General features: G+C 39.8%; 15 protein-coding genes and 1 pseudogene. All 16 read right to left on the bottom strand.

The window, feature by feature from the left end; translation table 11 throughout:
• Positions 1-83 precede the first annotated feature (83 nt).
• Positions 84-3,017: a DEAD/DEAH box helicase gene (locus tag BM390_RS04570; protein WP_089853101.1), complete on the bottom strand. Its 2,934-nt coding sequence runs from the start codon at positions 3,015-3,017 to the stop codon at positions 84-86.
• A 173-nt stretch (positions 3,018-3,190) separates the two neighbouring features.
• Entirely contained in the window at positions 3,191-4,234 is a 1,044-nt protein-coding gene (locus BM390_RS04565) for a sugar ABC transporter substrate-binding protein (protein ID WP_062321572.1), read from the bottom strand.
• A 52-nt stretch (positions 4,235-4,286) separates the two neighbouring features.
• Entirely contained in the window at positions 4,287-5,813 is a 1,527-nt protein-coding gene (locus BM390_RS04560) for a response regulator (RefSeq protein ID WP_062321575.1), read from the bottom strand.
• A complete protein-coding gene (locus tag BM390_RS04555; protein WP_062321577.1) occupies positions 5,791-7,263 on the bottom strand; it encodes a sensor histidine kinase in 1,473 nt (490 codons plus the stop codon). The genes BM390_RS04560 and BM390_RS04555 overlap by 23 nt, the downstream gene beginning before the upstream one ends.
• Entirely contained in the window at positions 7,250-8,230 is a 981-nt protein-coding gene (locus BM390_RS04550; RefSeq protein WP_089853099.1) for a sugar ABC transporter substrate-binding protein, read from the bottom strand. The genes BM390_RS04555 and BM390_RS04550 overlap by 14 nt, the downstream gene beginning before the upstream one ends.
• A gap of 253 nt (positions 8,231-8,483) precedes the next feature.
• A complete protein-coding gene (locus BM390_RS04545) occupies positions 8,484-9,659 on the bottom strand; it encodes a sugar ABC transporter permease (protein WP_089853097.1) in 1,176 nt (391 codons plus the stop codon).
• 11 nt (positions 9,660-9,670) lie between these two features.
• Entirely contained in the window at positions 9,671-11,191 is a 1,521-nt protein-coding gene (locus BM390_RS04540) for an ATP-binding cassette domain-containing protein (RefSeq protein ID WP_089853095.1), read from the bottom strand.
• A gap of 126 nt (positions 11,192-11,317) precedes the next feature.
• Positions 11,318-12,481 carry a sugar ABC transporter substrate-binding protein gene (locus tag BM390_RS04535; protein ID WP_089853093.1) on the bottom strand — a complete coding sequence of 388 codons (1,164 nt, stop codon included), beginning with the start codon at positions 12,479-12,481 and terminating at the stop codon, positions 11,318-11,320.
• 240 nt (positions 12,482-12,721) lie between these two features.
• Positions 12,722-13,105, bottom strand: coding sequence for a hypothetical protein (locus BM390_RS04530; RefSeq protein WP_062321584.1), 384 nt, complete (start codon positions 13,103-13,105; stop codon positions 12,722-12,724).
• Positions 13,106-13,184: 79 nt separating this feature from the next.
• Entirely contained in the window at positions 13,185-17,015 is a 3,831-nt protein-coding gene (locus tag BM390_RS04525) for an endo-1,4-beta-xylanase (RefSeq protein ID WP_062321586.1), read from the bottom strand.
• A gap of 349 nt (positions 17,016-17,364) precedes the next feature.
• Positions 17,365-18,780, bottom strand: a complete 1,416-nt coding sequence (locus BM390_RS04520) for a DEAD/DEAH box helicase (RefSeq protein WP_062321588.1) — start codon at positions 18,778-18,780, stop codon at positions 17,365-17,367.
• Between the two features lie 147 nt (positions 18,781-18,927).
• Complete coding sequence (locus BM390_RS04515; RefSeq protein ID WP_062321590.1) at positions 18,928-19,290, bottom strand: GntR family transcriptional regulator; 363 nt, start codon at positions 19,288-19,290, stop codon at positions 18,928-18,930.
• Positions 19,290-20,705, bottom strand: a complete 1,416-nt coding sequence (locus BM390_RS04510) for a hypothetical protein (RefSeq protein ID WP_089853091.1) — start codon at positions 20,703-20,705, stop codon at positions 19,290-19,292. Before BM390_RS04510 ends, BM390_RS04515 begins: the two co-directional genes overlap by 1 nt.
• 1 nt (position 20,706) lies before the next feature.
• A complete protein-coding gene (locus tag BM390_RS04505) occupies positions 20,707-21,516 on the bottom strand; it encodes an ATP-binding cassette domain-containing protein (protein ID WP_062321594.1) in 810 nt (269 codons plus the stop codon).
• Positions 21,517-21,668: 152 nt separating this feature from the next.
• Positions 21,669-21,899 carry a DUF4351 domain-containing protein gene (locus BM390_RS04500; RefSeq protein WP_177220623.1) on the bottom strand — a complete coding sequence of 77 codons (231 nt, stop codon included), beginning with the start codon at positions 21,897-21,899 and terminating at the stop codon, positions 21,669-21,671.
• A 98-nt stretch (positions 21,900-21,997) separates the two neighbouring features.
• Positions 21,998-22,191: pseudogene (locus tag BM390_RS15370) on the bottom strand (Rpn family recombination-promoting nuclease/putative transposase); the annotation flags it as partial.

The following is a 22,191-nucleotide window of genomic DNA, read 5'->3' as shown; positions in this document are numbered from 1 at the left end:
TATTATACAACCATTTTTTATAAGTGTCTGTTCTTTTTGTTGCGAATTAACAAGCCGTTATATTATCGCATCTAGCATGATAACTAGTCACCCGTTATCGATTTTTCTGTTAAATAATCATACAAACCTTTCTCAACAGGTGTTTTCATTTTTAATATCATTTTAACAATCGAGACAGGTTTTTTAGCTGTTTCCATCTGCCTCTCTTCAAATGATTCCGGAATAGGTTCGACATCACCCATGTAGTAAAAAGACAATCCTTCATCATTATGTTTTTTCACAAATAGCGGTAGGCGCATGTCATGTTCCTTATAGCGTTGAATCGCTTTAACATCAGGAGAGGCTAATGTTCGTTTTGACTTAGACATCCATTGAAATATTTGTGGTGATAAAAATTGATCATCATATTTCGTCGTTTCACTTATATCATCTTCTTTATGATAATTAATGAAGATGGCACAGTTAGATTTATCTTGACTAATAATGTAGCCCCCTACATTTTGTGCGAGTGGATTCTCATCCCATAATAATAACCGAAACACATCTTGACGGGTATATTTCTCGTACAACATAAAGCCGTTACATACTTCATGTCCTTGTCTTTTCTCATCATACAGATAAAGCGCATAACTTACTTGATCAGACAACGAAGCTTTAAATTCAGGCTCTAGGAGGAGTTCGGTAAAGATCGGGTGTCGTTTATATGTCTTTGTTTCTTCATCATAGTCAACAAACCGAACAGATAAAAAGTCATGCGGTGCCCGTCGCTTCTTATCATAATTTTCTTGATAATACTGCAAATTCATATTGCGCAACACAGACGTTCTAATATCTTCAGTAAAGTCATCATAGACATCCATAGTCATTTTATCTAAATAGACCTCTTCTTTTATTTCAACATTGTCGATCAGTTGTTGAAACAACAACGCTTCGTGTGGCCGAACACCGTTTAAGACGTGTTGAGATAGGTAAATTAAACTTTTATCTGCTTTTTCTGAAAGTGTTTGTTTTAATTTTTCTACTTTTACAATATAACGATAGAAAGATTTACTGTACCGGACATAACTCATCGGATCGCGCGATCCGTGTGCCACAAAGTCCATCATTGTCGGTATTTTACCTACTTTATATTTTAATGTTAAATAATCTTGGTCTAAGTCCTTTTTCAGCAACATATTCTTTTGATCAATCGCTTCAAAAATACGTTCTTCAGCAATGCGTTCAAAATTAATGGTCGATTCACCTGGTATACCTCGGCTCCGTTCAACAAGTTGTCGGCGCAGTTGATCTTTATTGTAACTTTGATCACCATACAAAGCGATCGGAATTAAATAGTTATTCTCATGATTACCGATAAAATCAATCACGGTTAGAAAGGCTTTTGATTCATGTTTTCTAAGTCCCCTACCTAATTGTTGCACAAAAATTATGCTGGACTCGGTTTGTCTGAGCATGACCACTTGATTAATCTTCGGGATATCAATCCCCTCGTTAAAGATATCGACCGTTAAAATATAATCAAGCACCCCGTCTTCTAATTCCTTTACTCGTCGCTCACGTTCCTCTTGGCTATTATCCCCAGTTAAACTAATGGTTTGTAGTCCAGTTTGATTTAATGCCATTGACAAGTCTTTCGCTTCTTCTTTTGTTGCACAGAAAATGAGACCGTGTGGCCTTTCACCTGAAAAACTATAGTATTCTAATTTCTCACGAATATGCATCACCCGGTCATTAATTGCCAGGTCCTGAAACGATAGATCTTCTCTTATCTGACCATCAACTTCATAATCACTCACTCCAAAATAATGAAACGGGACCAGTAAATCCTCCGCCAATGCTTCTTGTAGACGAATCTCATAGGCGATATTGTAATCGAATAGCTTAAACAAATCATAGCCATCGGTTCGCTCTGGCGTTGCTGTCATCCCTAACATAAAATCTGGTTTAAAATGATCAATAATCTTTTGATAACTAGTTGCCCCCGCCCGGTGGGTTTCATCAATTAAAATATAATCAAACCATTCGGAATCAAATTCATTTAATGTCTTAACTTTTGATAATGACTGAACGGTCGCAAATAAATAACGCGCCCCGACATCTTTACTGGAACCAGAGAGAATCCCATAATCGTCATCGTTACCACCAATTACACGCCTAAAATCAGCCATTGCTTTTTTAAGAATTTGTTCTCTATGGACAATAAACAATAAACGATTAGGGCTCACTCGTCTCACATCAAAAGCGGCTAAGTATGTTTTACCGGTTCCGGTTGCTGAAACGACAAGGGCACGGGATTCCCCGCGCAGGCGAACTGCTTCAATCCCCATTAAGGCTTGGACCTGCATCTTATTTGGTTCAATCTTTAAAGCATCAGACCATTTATTGTGATAGCTTGCCGGAAACTCAGCCACCGTTTGAATGTTTTGTGTTTGATAGGCTTTTCGGTAGTGATTGATCCATTCAGTGGTCAATGGGACACTATCTTGCCACATCTCATTGAACTGTGTCGTGAAGTGATCAATGATCGCGCCATGCTCGTGTGACGTTAGTTTGATGTTCCACTCATAATTGACTTTTAATGCACTCGCCGTTAAATTCGTACTCCCGACAATTAATGAGTGGTATCCTCCTTGGTCAAATATATAACCTTTGGAGTGAAAACCATCAACGTCCGAAATTCTTACTTCTAGATTTTTTAGCTTTAACAACTCTTGAAACATTTTTGGTTGATTAAAGTAATTATATGTTGAAGTGATCAGTTGTCCTGTTACACCTTTTCTATGTAAATCCAACAAATGAGCTTTTAATGTTTGGATACCTGACTCAGTAATAAAAGCCACCGCAAATTTAAACGATTGTGATTGTCTTAATTCATCAATCAGTGTCGTTAAGACATCTTGTTTTTTCTGTTGGTGGTTCATTAATAACTGCGGCTCAAATTGCCCTGAATAAGGAATGGTTTTATCAATCAAACCTTTTTGTATACCTAGTTCTAGTTCATTTAACCATGCTTCCATGTCGATCACCTGCTTTTCTTTGGTGTTACGTTCATTTTACCAAAGATTGCCGCTTATCTGTATCCCTTTTCTTATTTTCTTATCTTTCATCTCGCTCAGCCCAACGTTTTCTTTAATTTTCATCATGAAAAAGACCGTTCACTCATGTTGAGGAACAGCCTATAACAGTTACATTACTCTAAATAAATTGATTCATGTGAATGAAACCCATCATCAATCACTGTTTCTTTAATCGTCTCTTTTGTGACACTGACCGGTGTTAAAAAGATGGTTGGCACATCTTTTTTGCCATTGTTGATCAAATGACTCGTTTCTAGCGGTTCATCCTTTGCCAGTTTAATGGCGACTTCCGCTGCCTTTTGAGTAAGGGCCTTGATAGATTTATAGACCGTCATGAGTTGTTGGTCATCAATTAAGCGAGTAATGCCTTGTAGTTCAGCATCTTGACCGACAATGGGAATCGTCTGTTCGATACCGGCTTCTTTCAGTGCTTCGATCACACCTCCAGCCGTGGCATCATTTGCGGCAATGACCGCATCAATGTCGTGATCGTTAGCTGATAGTGCTTCCAACATGTTTGCTTTTGCTTCACTCGGTTTCCAGGCGTCGGTCCATTCATCATAGACGACTTGTATGCGTCCTGCATCGATATGAGGCTTTAAGACTTCATAGACGCCTTCACGCATCAAGTGTGCGTTATTATCGGTACTTGCGCCGCCAATGTAGACATACTGTCCCGACGGGACAGCCTTTAGCATCGCTTCTGCTTGCAAGCGCCCCACTTCTTCATTATCAAAGGAAATATATAAATCAACATTCGCATTCTTAACTAAACGATCATACGAAATCACAGGGATCCCTGCCGCTTGTGCTCTACCGACAATGGTTGCGGCCGCTTCCGCATTATGCGGGACGAGTACTAACACATCCACTCCATCTGAAATCATTCGTTCAGCCTGCGCAATTTGAAGCGCATCATTGCCGTTGGCCGCTTTCACGATAATATCAGCACCTAACTCTTGAACCGCTTCAGAAAACATATCACGGTCTTTTTGCCAACGCTCTTCAATCAGCGTATCCATGGATAAACCGACGGTAATATCATCCACAGACAAGGATTGTACTGGTTCTATTTCTTCATCATGGATTGGTTCAGGAGGCGTCTGACAGCCCACTAGTATAAATATGACACTGATCATCCATAGTCTTTGTATCATCGATCTCCCCCCTCTTTGTCTGGGCAACATCAAATCATTACCTACACCCACGTTACTTATAAATCAATTGTTTTCGGTAAGCGTTCGGTGTTTCGCCGGTTACTTTTTTAAACACCTTACCAAAATAATTCGCATCGTGATAACCGACATCGACCGCAATAGCTTTAATCGACTCATCTGTTTCAAGTAACCGGCGTTTTGCCTCATCAATCCGGCAGGTCGTTAAAAACTCGATATAATTCATACCGAGGCGTTCCTTAAAGACTTTACTCACATAAATCGGACTTAACTCAGCTTCTGCGCTCAATTGTTCTAACGATAAATCTTCCTTAATATGCGTTTCAATGTAGTGCGTCATCTTCGTAAACCAATCATCATTTAACTCTCCTTGATAGGTCTTCAGTGCATCACGCATGTGATGAAGGTAGCCTTTTAATTCTTCCTTCAGCGATGTATAGTCCTCGGCTTTAAAATGATACTTTTGCCAGGCAATCTTCATATGCAGCTCTTCAAGCGTTTGACCCATCAGTTGAATGAGTTGGACTAAACGTGACCGAAAGTCCGCTAAGGGGACCTGTTCTGATTCATAACAGAGCGAAATATCTATTAGGTGTTTTTCAATATCTGTCCATTTACCTAACCGTAACTGGTCAAAAAAGTCTCGGTAGATATACGCATCTAATTGGCGCTCACAAAGGTGCGTGGCCTTTGGTACATCGCTATAGAATAAAACGTGATAATCCCGACGTGTTTCCATTGCACTAATGACCGCTTCTTGATAACTCTTGTTTAATTGATCAATCGATAACGCCTCGTCACTTACACCCATCTTCACCGGTTGTTTAAGCGTTTCAAATCGTTGTCTGATCTGCCGGGTTAAATATGTGAGTTGTTGACGGAAAGACTGTTCATTCCGGAACACGACAATCGGCAATTGTCGGTGATAGAGAGGCCCAATTAGGCACGTCTCATCTATTGATAACTCTTGGATCAATTCATCATATGAATAAAGCGGGACATGGTCGAACTTTAAAATAATCACCCCGTAACCAAGGCCAATATTCTTATTTAAATAATCCAACAATAACGGCGCTTTTACGTCATGCACATGTCCGAGTAACAATTGCGTCACAAGATCGCGTTCAATGACTTTTTTTGATTGCGCGAGCTCTTTTTTCACTTTCATTGTCGCTTGTTGTTCTTCTTGTTCAGTCTCGACTTCTTTTATGATTTTATTGACGGTCTCGATTATATCTGAGATTTTACTTGGTTTCAGTAAGTAATCTTTTACGCCTAAAGTAATCGCTTGTTTCGCATAATCAAATGTATCATATGCCGTAACCATCACAAATTTAATGCGTTGTGTCGATTCGTTAATTAAACGAATCGCATCAAGTCCATTCATCTCCGGCATCTTAATATCCATAAGTACGATAGCTGGTTGATATTCACTCGCCATTTGTACCGCTTCTTGTCCATTCTCTGCGAGAATAATCTCAAGGTTTGAGAATTTTTTCGTTAATATTTGTTTCATACTTTCGCGTTCAACCCGCTCATCATCTACGATCATCAGTTTCATCCTGTTGTTCCCCCTTCATCTCCGGCAACAATAAACTTACCTTGGTGCCGCGATTTTTATACGAGTCAATATAAACAAGCTGATCTTGATTATAAAATAAGCGCATCCGCTTAATCACATTGGTAAAACCAATCCCCGTCGAATGGCCTTCTTTTGGCATTAACTTTCCTGAGAATAATTGATTAATCGTCTCATCTTCCATGCCAGGACCATCATCACTAATTTCTACTCGAGTATATGAGCCTTGTTTAAAAACTCTTAACGTAATTTGACCACCCTTTTGGTATGGTTCAACCGCATGAATCACCGCATTTTCAATGATAGGCTGCAGGGTAAGGGCAGGTATATGACTTCCGAGTAAGGTGGAATCAATTTCTTCTGTGTAGACGAGACGGTCACTGAACCTTGTTTGTTGAATTTGAATGTATTGCCTTATGACTCTAATTTCATCGGCTAACGTCACGGCTCGGTCAAGTTGCTTTAAGTTATACCGCAACAAATCAGCAATGGAGACAAGTAAATCACTTGTTTCATAAGCATCTTCTAAGTAAGCTTTTTTCGAGACGGTATTGAGCGTATTGAATAAAAAGTGTGGATTGATTTGACTTTGTAAACTTCTCAGCTGTGTTTGTTGGAGTAGCATTTTTGATTCACTCAATTCTTTTTCTACTTTTGCTTTTTCATTGATTTCATGAATCAGTTGTTTAATATTCTCACGCATTCGGTTAAATGTTTTACCTAAAAAGGCCAGTTCATCCTGAGAGTCAATTTGTATCTCTTGGTCTAAGTTACCTAATGATAGACCATTAGCTGCCCGGGTTAGTTGATGAATCGGATGAGTGATTTGTCGCTGAAATAAATACGTCACCGCGATTAAAACAAGCACCAGTAAAATAAGTAACCAAAACCCAAAGGTATTAATCGCACGTGATTGCTCGATCATGCCGCGATAAAAACTATCATATGTTTTTAATTCTTGATCAAGTAACTGCAAGGTCGTATCTGAAATATATGTTTGAATCCGAATCGCATCATTCAGCTCTCGTTCTGCTTGGTCAATGTCTTGTTGTTCATAGAGACGCATCGCACGATCGGTTGATTCAACTAAGCTATCAAGTAAATGAATGTAGTTAGTAAGTGCGTTTATGTTGCTGCTATTTTCAAGGTCTGCTAGTCGATTCTCTAAGCGCTGAATCTCACGCCATTCACGCTCCAATTGATTGAGGCTCGGCGAGTCAACATCAACTCGTTCTGTTAGTAGGCCGCTTAAGGTCGTCATTAATGTGTCACTTTTCGTGTTGGCTTCATTTAAGATTAAATAGCGCGCTAAAATGTCATTATAATTATTTTGTGTTTGTCGATTAAAGTACGTTAACGACAGCCAAATCACAAATAACGTTGAGATAACTATTATCATAAAAAGGGCCACTTTATGTTTAATCTTGTGCATCACTCTTCCCCCTCTCAACAGAGAATGGGGTTAAATAACCTGAAAACTCTAGATGATCACGCTCATTATTGATCCATTCACTAAGGACCTCTACACTCATACTTCCCATTTTTTCTGGAGATTGTTTGATTAAGGCATCAATCTCTCCTTGGTCAAGTAAAAGATCTAAATTTCGTTGTTCATCAAATGTATAAATCCCGAGTGGTTCAATTTGGCGGCGACGTTTAATTTCCTCTATGACAATAGAGGACAGCTGGGCATCTAAAATCATCACCGCATCAAACGTTGGATACTGATTAAGCGCACGTTGTGTCTGTAAGATGGCTTCATCGGTCGAGGCCGGAAGGCCAATATATTGCACCGTAAGTTCTGATTCATTTAGGACTGCCGCCGCCCCTCGTAGCCGCTCTCGTTGATAAAAAGGACGCGTCTCATCATAATAAATAACGACTGTCTCATAGCTTTGATAATCTTCTGTCACCACGTTGGCTAATGTTTGCCCCATCTGGAAGTGATTAGATCCGACGTACGTCCGTCTTAGACTTTCTTCAATCGGGACATCTTCTGCGATGGTGACTACCGGTATACTATAAAAAGCCGCTTTTACTTTCGTTAATTCTTTAAACGCTTCTGTATCTTTTCCTTGCACAATAATGCCATCAACTTTCGCATAAATTGACCGCTCTAAGTCGGTAAGTAAGGCTTCCTCATTTTGATTCGCATAGCCGAGCACCTCTAGAGACATCCCTTGATGAAGGGCTGCCGCCCGTGCGCCCTTAACGATGGCATCATAAAAAGGCGTCCCCATTTGGTCTGTAATGAGCACAAGTCGTTTTGCATCATCTTCTGATGTGTCTCCCGTTGGTAAATCGATATCAACAGATAAGACATGTGTCAATGATTGCAAGGTAAATAACGTTGTCAAGATTAACATCCCTATAAATAAAGCGGTTACAATTTTGCGCATAATGACAACTCCTCTTGTTGAAAGACACTAGACGAAAGAATCGTCGCTCTTCATATTCTATCACAAAACGTATGTGCTGTTGGTATTATATTTTTTAATCATAATTAACTCAAGAGCTGCCTATCATTCGCTGTTCTTTCTTGAAAATACGACAATAGACCCCGTCAGTCATGCTTTTCGGGGTCATTGCGCTTCATTGTTGACTCATTATTTATAGTGAGTTATTGCTATAGTGCGTTGGTTGATCTCGTCATTATTTGCCGCGTTTTCTTGTGATGACATCAAAGATAACCGCACCAGCTAAAACGCCCCCGCGGATCATATATTGATAAGAAATTCCGACACCGAGCAAGTTCATCCCGTTTGTGAGGGAGGCCATAACAATCGCCCCAATAATCGCTCCTGTTACTTTTCCAACACCGCCGGCAGAGGAGACCCCACCAACATAAGCTGCCGCAATCGCATCAAGTTCAAACAACATCCCAGCGGTTGTTGTGGCAGATTGTAACCGTGACGTATATAAAATACCAGAAAGTGCTGCCAGCATGGACATCGAGCCCATCACCATGTAAGTCACGTTTTTAACATTGATCCCACTTAAGTGGGCCGCTTCTGGATTACTACCGACAGCGTACACTTGACGGCCAAGGACTGTTTTATTTGTAATAAAGTGATACACCATTGTCACGAGTAATACAATGACCAGTGTCCAACTAATCCCGTTATAGCCTGCTAAAATCCAAGTAATATAAGCGATGATGGCCGATACAAACACTAACTTTATTAAGAATATAGGCATCGAAATCACGTCGAAATTATATTTTGATTTATCATGTCTATTTTTTAGTTCTGAGAAGATGTATAGAACAACGCCAACAGCACCAATTATTAAGGTGAGGACATGACGATTATAGAAATACTTAATCGCGGGTAAGTAACCATTCCCAATCGCATTAAAAATATCATCTTGAACAATAATTGTCCCTGTACCTTCTGTTACTTGTAACAGCGCCCCGCGGAAGATTAACATCCCTGCAAGTGAGGCGACAAAAGCAGGAATGCCGAGTTGAGCAATAAGAAAGCCGTTCATGAGACCAATTACAATACCTAAGACTAAGATAATCGGTATGACAAGCCAAACAGACAAGCCTTGTTGCATCAGTAATATGGCCGCAATTGCCCCTAAGAACCCGGCCACATACCCGACAGATAAGTCAATGTGACGAATGACAATGACGAGCGTCATCCCAACGGCTAAGACGGCAATATACCCACTCGCATCAAGTAAATTACTAATGTTACGGGAAGACATAAACGTTCCACTCGTCATCACGTTAAAGGTAATCATAATGGCCACGAGGGCGATGTACATGCCGTAATCACGGATATTGTCTTTAATTAAATGTGATGTTTCTTTTAAAAGATTCATGATTTCTCCTCCTACTTCGTGGCTAGTGCCATAACTTTTTCTTGATCGGCTTCTTGCCTGTCGAGCTCTCCGGTGATTTTTCCTTCTGCCATCACATAGATCCGATCACTCATACCTAATATTTCACCGAGTTCTGATGAAATCATGATAATACTCATGCCTTTTTCAATTAAGGTATTCATCACGGAGTAAATTTCAAACTTAGCTCCAACATCAATACCACGTGTTGGTTCATCCAAAATAAGAATGTTCGGTCCAGCAAATAACCACTTACCGAGTGAGACTTTTTGTTGGTTCCCTCCACTCAGTTTTCCTACCAATTGTTCAATCGAAGAGGCTTTAATGTGGAGAGAATTTTTATAGTGTTCGGCAACTTTGATTTCTTCATTTGTATTAATAATGCCGTTATGTGCAATGCCAGATAGTTTCGAGGCCGACACGTTTTTTGTAATCGTATTAAGTAAAAAGAGACCATTCCCTTTTCGGTCCTCTGTCACATAAGCCATACCTGCTTTGATGGCGTCACTCGTATGTTTAAAGTTTTGCGCTTGGCCATTTAGTGCCATGCTGCCCATCAGTTTATAGCTTTTCGGATTACCAAACATACTTAAGGCAAGCTCTGTCCGTCCTGCGCCCATTAGTCCAGCGATGCCAATAATTTCACCACGCTTAAGGTGCAAGTTGGCATCTTTTACAACCGCGCGACCGAGCTGGGTATCATAAGCAGACCAGTTGATAAGTTCTAATACCGTATCACCGATGTTTCTATTCGCCCGTTCTGGATAAATTTGATTCATCTCGCGTCCAACCATGTGACGAATAATTGTTGGTTCATCAATTTCGCCTTTTTTCGCATCTAAGGTGATAATCGTTTGACCGTCTCTTAGGATCGTTGCCTTATCGGCAATCGCTGCCACTTCTTTTAATTTGTGTGAAATCATGATACAGGTAATGCCTTGTTTTTTTAATTCTTTTATGAGTTCTAAAAGATTCTCGGAATCATCTTCATTTAAAGCGGCGGTTGGTTCATCTAAGATCAACAACTTGACTTGTTTACTTAAAGCTTTTGCGATTTCTACGAGTTGTTGTTTCCCAACCCCTAAATCTTTGATCAACGTTTCTGGATTGACTTTTAAATTGACTTTCTGTAACATCTCTTTTGCTTTGACAATGGTCTGATTCCAATTGATAATGCCACCGTCTTTAACTTCATTCCCCATATAAATATTTTCATAGACGGATAAATCCGGGAATAACGCGAGTTCTTGATAAATAATCGCAATTCCGACATTGACACTGTCCTGAATTTTATTAAATTGTTGAACCTTACCTTCATAAATAATATCGCCTTCATAGTTGCCATAAGGGTATACGCCACTTAAGACTTTCATTAAGGTTGATTTACCTGCCCCGTTTTCACCGACAAGAAAATGAATCTCACCTTTTTCCACTTGAAAGTTTACTTGATCAAGGGCCTTGACCCCAGGAAAAGTTTTTGTGATATTGGCCATTTCTAAAATGACATCTGCCATTGACTCGCACCACCTTCGTTTTAAAACGGATAGAATAGTGGGGGACACTATTCTATCCTGTTCTAAAAATTATTCTGTTATATAGTAGAGACACACATGTTAGATTTTAACGACTGACGTTATTGTTTACTCTAAACCAGTAAATTCACTGGCTTCGTAGTAACCAGATTCAATAAGTTCGGCTTCTACATTGGCTTGGTCAACAGTGATAACTTCTGATTGAAGTGCTGGTACATCGACTGAACCGTTATCATATGAACCTGTTGTTTCTGGGTCACTGCCATCAAGAATCGTAATCGCCATACCCATCGCATCTTCAACTAAGCGACGCACATCTTTAAAGACCGTCATCGATTGTTTGCCATCAATGATGTACTGGATGGAGGCTTTTTCAGCATCTTGTCCAGTAATAACGTAGCTTGTCACTTCACTGTCTGAGCTAAATGTATCAGCAATCGAACGGGCTGTCCCGTCGTTTGGCGCAAGAACGGCAACATCACCTTTTAACTCAGCCCCAGCACTTGTCAGGTGCGTTTGTGCTTTGTTGATCGCTTCGTTTGGATCCCAGTTTGTTGTAACTTGGTTAAGAATTTGTCCTAATTCATCACGTGTTAACTCATTTTTACTTGATAATTCTTCTGCGGCACTTGAGTTGGCGACTACAAATGTGCCGTCGGCGATTTTCGGTTGAAGCACACTCCATGCGCCTTCAAAGAAGAGGAACGCATTATTATCAGATGATGCTCCTGCATATAAGTAAAGTGGAATGCCAGAACCGTCTGTGTTATCAATTAAATATTGACCTTGTGCTTCTCCAACCGCAAAGCTATCGAAGGTGACATAATAGTCAACTGCATCGGTATTCGTAATTAAGCGGTCGTATGAGATGACTTTAATACCTTCCATACTGGCAGCTTTAGCGGCAGCACCAGCAGCATCGCCATCATGTGGACTCATGATAAGTACATCAATCCCACGGCTAATCAATGTTTCAACGTTTTGTAATTCATTCGCCGATGACCCTTGTGAGAATAGAATTTCCGTTGTATAGTCTGAATCGGCAATGGCATCGCGGAAACGTTGCTCATCTTGTACCCAACGTGGTTCGTCACGTGTTGGTAAGATAATCCCTACATCAATGGCATCATCACTTGACCCTTCATCTGAGGTACCTTCATCACTATCGCCACCACTTCCTTCATCTGTCTGTGTATCAGAACAACCGACGAGTAGTGAAAAGAATAAGGCTCCAACAAGTAATACCCATAAAAACTTAGAACGTTTTAACATAATTTAACCCCTCTCAAATCATTTAATTTGTCTTACAACTTGAAGTATAATGTAAGCGCTTTATTATCGTAATCACTACTTCGGGTAAATTATTATCCTTGAGGGGAAAGATTTATCCTTTGTGATTTTTTTAACAACAAAAGACGTCACTCTCATCACTTTTTCATTTATATCCTCATGATTATAAGCAAGAAAAAAAGGACATAACCTGTAAATATGGTCATGTCCATTCTTATTTCATTATCGTGTTAACGTATAGGTTGTTTCTAGTTCGTTTACTTTAATCGTTAAGGTGAAGTCATCGATACTTACAGCCTCTTCACTTGTGAATGTGTCTCGAATCGTGAGCGCTTCAAGTTCCACAACCTCATCGTAATCTTCTGTTTTTTCACTCGTACCGAGTGGTTCGATGACCATTTGGTAGTGAAATGATTCAGCTTCCATTGGTTGTTTCGGGGTTAATTGTGCCTCTACCTCAAACTTTGTATCACTGTCATCGGTTGTTTCCGTTATGGTTGCTTCTACTTTAAAGTAGTCATCTTCGGCTTCATAGGTAGCGCTCTCACTACATCCGACCAATAAGATCAATAGCGATAACAGTATATACCTACCATACTTTTTCATATCCTTTAACCTCCTCATGTGTCGAGTTATGAACGAAAACAAGCGGTCATGGTGACCGCTTGAGATCTTTCTTCATTGTTTAATATTTAACCGTTTGTTTACGCTTATTTACGCGGAATAACCCCGCACTTACGAGAAGTAATATAGCCCCAATCACTGACCAATTAAACATCATCGTACTTGTATCAGGTAATGTCTCACCTGCGGCATCGTCTACTTCAGTTTCAAATACTCCATAAGTAGAAAAGCCTGAGACCATTAATCGAATAACTCCGTTCTCTTCGTCGTAATCACCGCCGCGTAATTCCCAGCCATCTTCGCCTAAGTAGTAGACCGCTGGATTGTCAGCATCGGCATTTACACCTAGAGTTAATTTAAACTCACCTTCATAGCCCTCAAAACCTTCCGGGAACACGAGGTTAACCGTGATGATTTCTCCTCTAACGTTAAGCTTTTCGCCATTTGCGGCCGTATAGGTTTCCTCATCATACGTACCAACTGTGATTGTTGTGCCTTCAGGTAGGTCGTTTGGCATCTTAATCGTCGCTTTTAAATCCTCAATAACAATCGTTTCACCTTTAGACACACGAACCGGTGCTTTTGATAAACCAATCACGGTGTCATTATTCGTTGAATTTTCGTCACCTGGTGTTGGTGTTTCTTCTTCTGGTTCACCTGGTGTCGGGGTTTCTTCTCCTGGTTCGCCTGGTGTTGGTGTTTCATCAGTATCATCAGATACTAGTGTCACTTCTCCAAACACAGACGGGTCTTGGAAGCCTTGTCCACTTGTATCGTTCCATGTAGCGACACCGACTCTTGTCCCGTCTTCTCCATCATTAATTTGAAGGTCAAATCCAATAACCGTCTCATTTGATGGTGTGATGTTCGTTAATGGAATCGCCATCTCAACTGTATAGCTTGTGCCATTGACTTTCGTCGCTGATTTAAAGCCCTCATAAACATTACCATTTCCAAATGATTGAACATTCTCGACATTGACACGGTATTGTCCAATACCTTCAGCGGCATCATAGTTAGGCGCTTTACTGTTTAATTGATCGACAAAGACCTCAACTGAGTCCTGTTCCCAAGCATTTGCGCTTGTCACGTCAAGGACATCATTTGTCACATTGACAAGGACATATAAGAAATCATCATCCCAAACAGCTTTCGCCTCGGCCGTTGCTGTTGACCATGCTTGTTGGAATCGGTCAACTGAAAGCGTCATGGCTTCTTTATATAACCCATCTTCCACACCGTCTAAGATTGGCGTTGTTTCTGTTTTTATTGCTTGTCCTTCTCTAACAGGTACCTGTTCTTCTTCATAATTTAATAAGAATGTCTCTGGGTCCATGATTGCCTCATAAGCTAATTTACTTTGTAAGTTAGCATCAAAGACAAGTGGTGATTGTTCTGCGCGCCAGCTCGTCGCATCATTTAAACCCCAAATGGTCACGCGTGAAATATGTTCTGCGTGTTCTTTGTAAAGTGAGAATAACTCTGCATAAATATAAGCTTGACGATTTGCTTCTTTAGCTGTTTGTACCCCACCAGAACCAGCAGTGACATCAAGTTCCGTCACACCAATTTCAACACCTAACTCAATGAAACGTTCCATTGAAAGGCGCACATTTGTAGGATTGGTGTTCATATTATAGTGTGACTGCATGCCCATCCCTTGAATCAGTAACTCACCTGGATTTTCTTCTTGGTAACGTTCATTAATATCTTTAATCATATGATAGATCGATTGGGCTTTATTTTGTTGATCATCATTATAGTCGTTGTAGTATAAAACAACGTCAAGTCCTAAGCGATCGGCTGTTTCACGTGCTTTTTTAAAGGCGAGCTCAATGTAGTCAGAACCAATGGCTTTGTACCAACCTGATTGACGTAAGTTACTTTCCCAATCGTCATACGGGGCATTTGCGCTATCAAGCATCGCTTCATTCACCACATCCCATGAAATGAGGTGATCGTCATAGTCTTTAAACGCCGCCATCGTCGTCTCAATATGCGTGTACATATTTTCTAGTGCTTCTTCGCGGGAGAGCGGATTTCCCTCCTCATCTTGATACAATGCGTCACGTGATTGCTGGTGCCAAACTAACACGTGGCCATGAATATCAAAACCTTCTTCAATCGCTGTTTCTACAAGCAATTTCTCTGCATTAAAATCAAAGTTCCCCTCATCATCATACGCATAACTTGGTTTCATCGCATTTTCTGCACTGACTAAGTTAAAGTGTTTTTTCAATAACTCGAGGCGAATCCCTTCAAATTCTGACATCGAGACCGCATTTCCAATTAAAAAGTCATCTTGGTAGACATCTTTAATTGGGGTAATGTCTTCGATGACAATCGGAGCGGTTTCAAGCTTTGTGAACGTCACATCATCAAGATAGAAACTAGACGTTGCACTCGCACCTTCCACATAAATACTTAAATTACCTCCACCTAAACTTGAATAGCGATAGGTCCCTTTTAAATTCACCCACTCATTTGCTGTGACTTGAGCTGAGGTGATATTGTTGTAGCTTGCCGTATCACCTGCGCCTACTTGTGTTGATAATTTAAGTTCATCTGAGCCTTCAACCATCTTCACCCAAGCAGAAACCTCGTATAACTCTCCTTGGTCAACGTAATTGTAAACATCGAGTGATGGTCCGTGCCAGTTTTGACTTCTATTTTCAACTTTTAAACTCATCGAACCGTCTGGTGTGTGGTTTGTTTCATCAGTGACGGTCAGGTCTTCTACTTCACCACGCGCCACAAAGCCACTTGCTTCACCTGATTCAAAATCAATCGGTGATAATATCTCCGCTGCTGGTTTATCGTCAGTCGTCTCTTTTTCCAAATGTACGACCTCGACATCATCTAAGTAATACACCGACGGTGTCCCTTCAGTTTGTTCTGATTCTAAATAGACGATAAATTCTGTTGTTCCTGGCATATAGTTAATTTCACCAGATTCGAACCTTACCCATTCTGTTCCTACTTCTTTTGTATTAATTATCCACGGGTATTCGTTGGATGTATCTGGATAGCTATATTTAGATGCGAGACGTAGTTGTTCTGTCCCTTCTTTAAGCTTTAAATAAAACGATAGTTTATATGTCTCACCTTCTGTGAGTTGATCCGTTAAGTTTAGACTGAGCTTACTACCAAAGCCAGTACGCGTCACTTCTAGTGACTGATCTCCAGTATAAGCTTCGTCTGTTGTTAGAGCTGTCGTTAAACCCTCATTACTCCAACTGAGTTTTTCCCAACCATGCGTTTCTGTTTCAAAATCGTGTTTAATTATCGAAACAGCTTCTCCCTCGGGTTCTTCAGGAGTGTCTTCACCTTCAAGCTGAATCATTTGAATATCATCTAAATAATACACAGCTGGTGTTCCTACTTCTTGATTTGATTCAATATAAACGATAAATTCTGTTGTTCCTGGCTCGTAATGAATCGCTTCAGACTCAAAAGTCACCCATTCCGTGCTAACCTCATTATTCCCTATAACCCAAGGGTATTCATTGGTTGTCCCTGGATAACTATGTTTTGAAGCAAGACGTAACGTTTCCGTTCCTTCTTTCAGTTTTATACTAAAGGAAAGTTTATATGACTCACCTTCAATAAGTTGGTCTGTAAGATTAAAACTTAGCTTACTATTGTATGCCTCACGGCTTACCTCTAGTGACTTTTGGCCACTAAAGGCCTCTGTTTCAGTTAATTCTCTCGTGAGTGGGGAAGTCGAATCCCCCCAATCTAATGCTTCCCATCCATCGGTATCTGTTTCAAAATCATGATGCAAGATCACATCACTCGTTTCAGCATAGACAGTAAGGGGTGATAAGTTAGGTAACAACATCAAAGTAATAAGGAAATAAATAAACCATTTCGATTGCTTCTGTTTTGACATGTTTGACCTCCTAGTAATAGTAAGTGATTAAGAAACATTAGCCTCCTCTCCTATGTAAAGTCGTATATTTTCTATTATAGTGAAGCGCTTACATTATGCGTACCAGTGGTGGTTTAGTCTCTTCTTCAAAAAGTTTAGTTATCACGTCACTTCGTAACGTGTCATGCCTGTGTTATCTATTGATTTTACAGTGATTTTCATATAGTCTTGCCGTTGAACGATTTAAAAACTATAGATTGGGTTATGAGTGACAAAGAAAATAATGCAAAAAAAAGACAAGCTTGAGAAACAGCGATGCTACGCTATAACTCAGCTAGTCTTTATCAAAACCTTATCTCACGAGACGATATTAAAGATGCGTCTCTCGGTCGATATGGACTTTTAATTGTTTTTTCTTTACTTTCGTATGCTTCATTTTCTTTAAGACGTCTTCGGCTTTACCATTGAGGATTTCGACAGTGGTATGTCTCGGATAAACCGTCACCGCACCAATATCATTAAAATCCATACCTGGCAAAGAACTGATTGTGCCAACAAAATCAAAGGCCCGTAATTTTTTCTCTTTACCACCGTTAAAGTATAGCGTCGTGACAGAGTCATTTGTCTCGACTTTCTTTTGGCGGCCGAGCATATTCACATACTCTTTTGTATCACTGTTCTCTCGTTGTGGATACGTAAGCTCACGGTCATGAAACTTGAGGTTGTCTTTCATCGCTTCATAGCTCGCTTGTTCATCTGGTGCAAGAAGATGCACAACTTTTCCTTTCTTACCCATCCGGCCGGTACGCCCCATCCGGTGCGTAAAGACATCTTCTGTATAAGCTAAATCATAATTAATCACAAGTGGTAAGTCGATTAAATCCATCCCTCTAGCCATTAAATTCGTCGTGACAAGAATCGAGCGATGTTTTTCTTTAAATTGTTTGAGTGCTTTAATTCTTACTGGCTGTTTTAAATCACCATGCAGGCGCACGACTGGAATCCCTAAGTCACTCAGTTCATCAGCAACTTCATCGACCGTGCGCTTCTCTTCACAAAAGATAATTGCCTCAGAGACATGTTCTTCTACTAGGACATCCACTACCGTTTCGATTTTATCGTAAGGGTCAACATCGACACGGATTTGGTCAAACACTTGTTGGTTTTTCGGTTCAATTGTCACACGTACAGGATCAACTAACGTTTCGTTAATAAACGGTTCAATCTCGTCACTCATTGTTGCTGAGGTATAAATATTTTGTCTTTCATAAGGTAACAGGCTAATAATTTCTTCAATCGTCTCCGCGAACCCGCGGTCAAATAAATGATCCACTTCATCTATAATCAACGTATCAATCAGCGCGCGTTTAATTGTGCCTTTACTCATTAAATCTAAGACGCGGCCTGGTGTTCCAATGACGATATGACTTTTTTGTTTCAGTTGGACTTCTTGGGCTTCATAAGACATATCCCCAATCACAGTCACGGGCTTTAAACGTTTGTATACCGCAATATCTTTCACAACCCCTTCAATCTGAAGCGCTAATTCACGTGTTGGCGTTAAAATGAGGACGGATGGATCGTTCGCATTAAAATCTAATCGGTCTAACACGGGTAGTAAGAAGGCTAATGTTTTACCACTACCGGTCTCAGCTTGACTGAGTACATCTTTACCGTCCACAATCATTGGTAAGAGTTGTTCTTGAATGGGTGTGGGTGTCGTAAAACCTTTCTCATTTAAACGGCGTAATAACGCCTCGTCTTTCAACATAGTAAAATCTTGCATAGATTTTTATCTCCTTTTAAATAGAAAAACTGTCCACTTAAAAAATGAACAGTTTCTCCACGTTTTATTGTTTGCTCGCTCGTTAATCAAACGATGCTTTGTTTATTATTTCTCACCTGAAACAGTTTGATACAATTTGAATACAAGTTATTTAATTTGCTTTAATAGTTGTAATAACGCTTGTTCTGACAGATTTAATAAAGCAAGCTCTTGTTTCAATTTCGGCAACGTCTCTTCTTGAAACCGTTGTTTTCGCTCTGTTAATGCGCGCACGTAGGCATCCTCTGTCACAAAGAAGCCCAAACCACGTTGTTTTTCAATCATACCATCATTCTCTAATATATTATACCCTTTTGTGATGGTATTTATATTTACTTCAAGTTCCACGGCTTGTGCTCTAAGGGAGGGGAGTTTATCCCCTTTTTTTAAGTCCCCTTTTAAGATCTGATTTTTTATTTTGTCCGCGATTTGGCGGTAGATGCTTTGATATTCACTAAAAAGTTCCGTCATTACGTCACCACTTCCAGTTTACGATTGGCATAGTAATCTATTAAGAGTGACAGGATAATGACAAGACCTACATACTTTAAATCAACGGTATTCGTTATGAACCGTATATTTGAGATATAATCATACAAAAGGAACGGAAAGACAATGATATAAAGAAAGCTTAATTGACTTTTCTTATTAAATCCCTCTCTAAGATAGAGTTTTGCATCACGGGTCAATAATAAAAACAGGTGATGTAAAATCAACGTTACATGATAGAAACCTAAGACATATATGAAAGCGACAAAATACGACTCGAAACCAGTCATTAAGAAGTCTATATATGTTACATTCACGTCATACATCTGATGTGAGTTAAACAGATAAAATAGTCGAAACCCAACATGAATGACGGTCAACACAGTCGCAACAGCAGCAGTAGACAACAAGATAATTTTCAGATGGCGGTATCCTGAAATGAGTGACCAACGCTCAAATGGCTTAAACGGTAACAGCGTGACGTCGGTTGTCTTTATCTGTGATAAATTTAAAATGACGAAAAAAACCGCAAAGACGGTCGTCCACCATGTAATGATCTGAGGATCAATTGTTGAAAAATTAGCCGTCATCATGTCTTGAAACATGAAGACAATGATTAGACCTATAATGACTATAAGTTGCCCAGTAAAGACGGCCACTTCACGAAACGGATGAAGAAAAAACTGACGGTCATAGTGAATAAGTAGATTGACTTTCAGGTAACGTTTCTTAATCAATTGAATGAGCCACGCTGGTTCATGGTTATTTTTCGCTCGTTGATATGTCCTTCTCTCCCCGGAAAAAGCCGCTTTGGCATAATGGTATACACCTACAGTGATGAGAGCTAAACTAACGATGACGAGTCCCGCATTCAGATAAAAAGCGACTGAAACAATAAAAACAAGGCCACTATTGATAAACCAATGGGTGACTTGTTGCTTCGTTGATTGTGTTGGTTTTGATAAAGCCCGTAGAGTAAAAAATACTCCGAGTACGACTACCCCTAAAACATATAACCCATCGGCTGTTAGAATAGTTGGGCGGACAAATTGAATGGCAAAAATCATAGCCAAGACCGGTAACGCGACGTGAAAGAAACTGAAAAGACTCACCTTAACTACTGTTCGTTGTGGTAATAGCCTGATCGTCGTGACCTTATCATCTTTTCTCATAAGTCGGATATTATACTCCGTTAATCCCACCAACAACAAGGACGCAATGAAAAAATATAAGGGTAATTCTAAGCGTTCAGGAACAGCGTCTATTTCTTGAAACAACAACTCACTAAGTCCAAATTTAATAAGCGTTTCTGCGATGAGTAAAATCGTAATAGCATTAAACATATTTAAAAATGTTTTATTGCCATAGAGACTACTCGCATGAATAAAACGCACCATATTATTTACCTCCTACAAAACCTTGATAAACAAGTTCCAACGGTATATCGGTTGGTTCACTTGACGGTGTATGACAGAGTAACCGGTATCCGAAGGGTAAACGTTGATACGTTAAGTACATCGTCTCGTCAGGCAACGTTGTTACTTCTTTTAACGACAAGACTTGGTCCAAATCATTGGTCGCGTGATTAATCACAACATGTCCTCTTCGGTCCATAATTATAACGTGATCAAGTAATGGTTCTAATTCTCTTAAGTGGTGGGTCGCAATCACAATCATACGTCCATCAGACTGCGCATCAATTAACAGCTGCCTAAAGATACGTTGTCCTTCTAAATCCATTTCTTTTGTTGGTTCATCAAGAAATACCATCGGTGTACCGAGACTTAAAGTAATCGACACAAAGGCTTTTCGTTTCATTCCAGCACTGAGGTCAATCAAGTTTAAATCTTCTTCTAAATCAAAGGCGGTTAAATAAGCTGTCAGCTTTTCTCGACTAAAATTCGGATACATCGGACCAATCAACTCACCGTATGCCCCAATGGATAGCTCAATATTTGGTAAAGTCTCTGGTAAATAACTGATTTTCTCTAAATACTGTTTGTTTCGTAATCTTGGTTCATATCCTAGAACGCTCACATTCCCACTACTCGGATAATACAAGCCTGTCAGTAGTTGAAATAACGTTGTCTTACCGACACCGTTCGGTCCTAATATACCAATAACTGACCCTGATGTTACGTCAAGATTGATCCGGTCAAAGACACGCTCTTCACTATAGTCAAATGACACTTTTTCTAATTGAAACATGTACTCACCTCATAATGTTTTAGTGTTACACTTAACTATAACACTAAAACAAAAAAAGAAAAACACTTGTCTTTAGATTTTCAAAAAATGTCCACACAAAAAGACAGGCCTTCACCTGTCTTTTACGTCATTCATATGAAATAAGTCAACAATTAAAGATATTTATTTAAGTCCTCGACTGTCTCGATCTGATGAAAGTCATTTACAATTGTTTCAAGTTTTTGGCCATCTAACTGTCGTAACTTATCTTTTGTTTCTTCAGGCAAGTGCTCAATTTTTCGGCTGAGGAAGGCCAACAATGTTTTTGCTATGCCTTTTTGTTCTCCTTGTTCTATTCCTTGTTCTATACCTTCTTCTCGTAACACATCAGCAATAGTCTTCATGACATCACTCCCCATAGGATAGGCTTGTTCTAATGTTTTTACTATATCACGGATATCATTTTTAGTGAATGCATCACTTACATTAAAAATATACCGCATCAACGTTTCAAAATAGGCGATGCGGACGCTTTTTCATCTAGCGTATTTAAGGCTTTCGCCGCCTGATAGATACTCTCTTTTAAATCCGCTGGATTTTCCGTATAAAGATTGCGCCATACCGTAAAAAGTATCTTTAATTGGGCGACCCCTTTTATTTGTTCGTCTTGATACGTCGATACATCAAATAGTAAAT

The organism is Halolactibacillus miurensis (assembly GCF_900116255.1).
Classification (GTDB): Bacteria; Bacillota; Bacilli; order Bacillales; family Amphibacillaceae; genus Halolactibacillus; species Halolactibacillus miurensis.
Note: the sequence above shows the minus strand (reverse complement) of the source record. Positions and strands in the feature narration are given on the sequence as shown.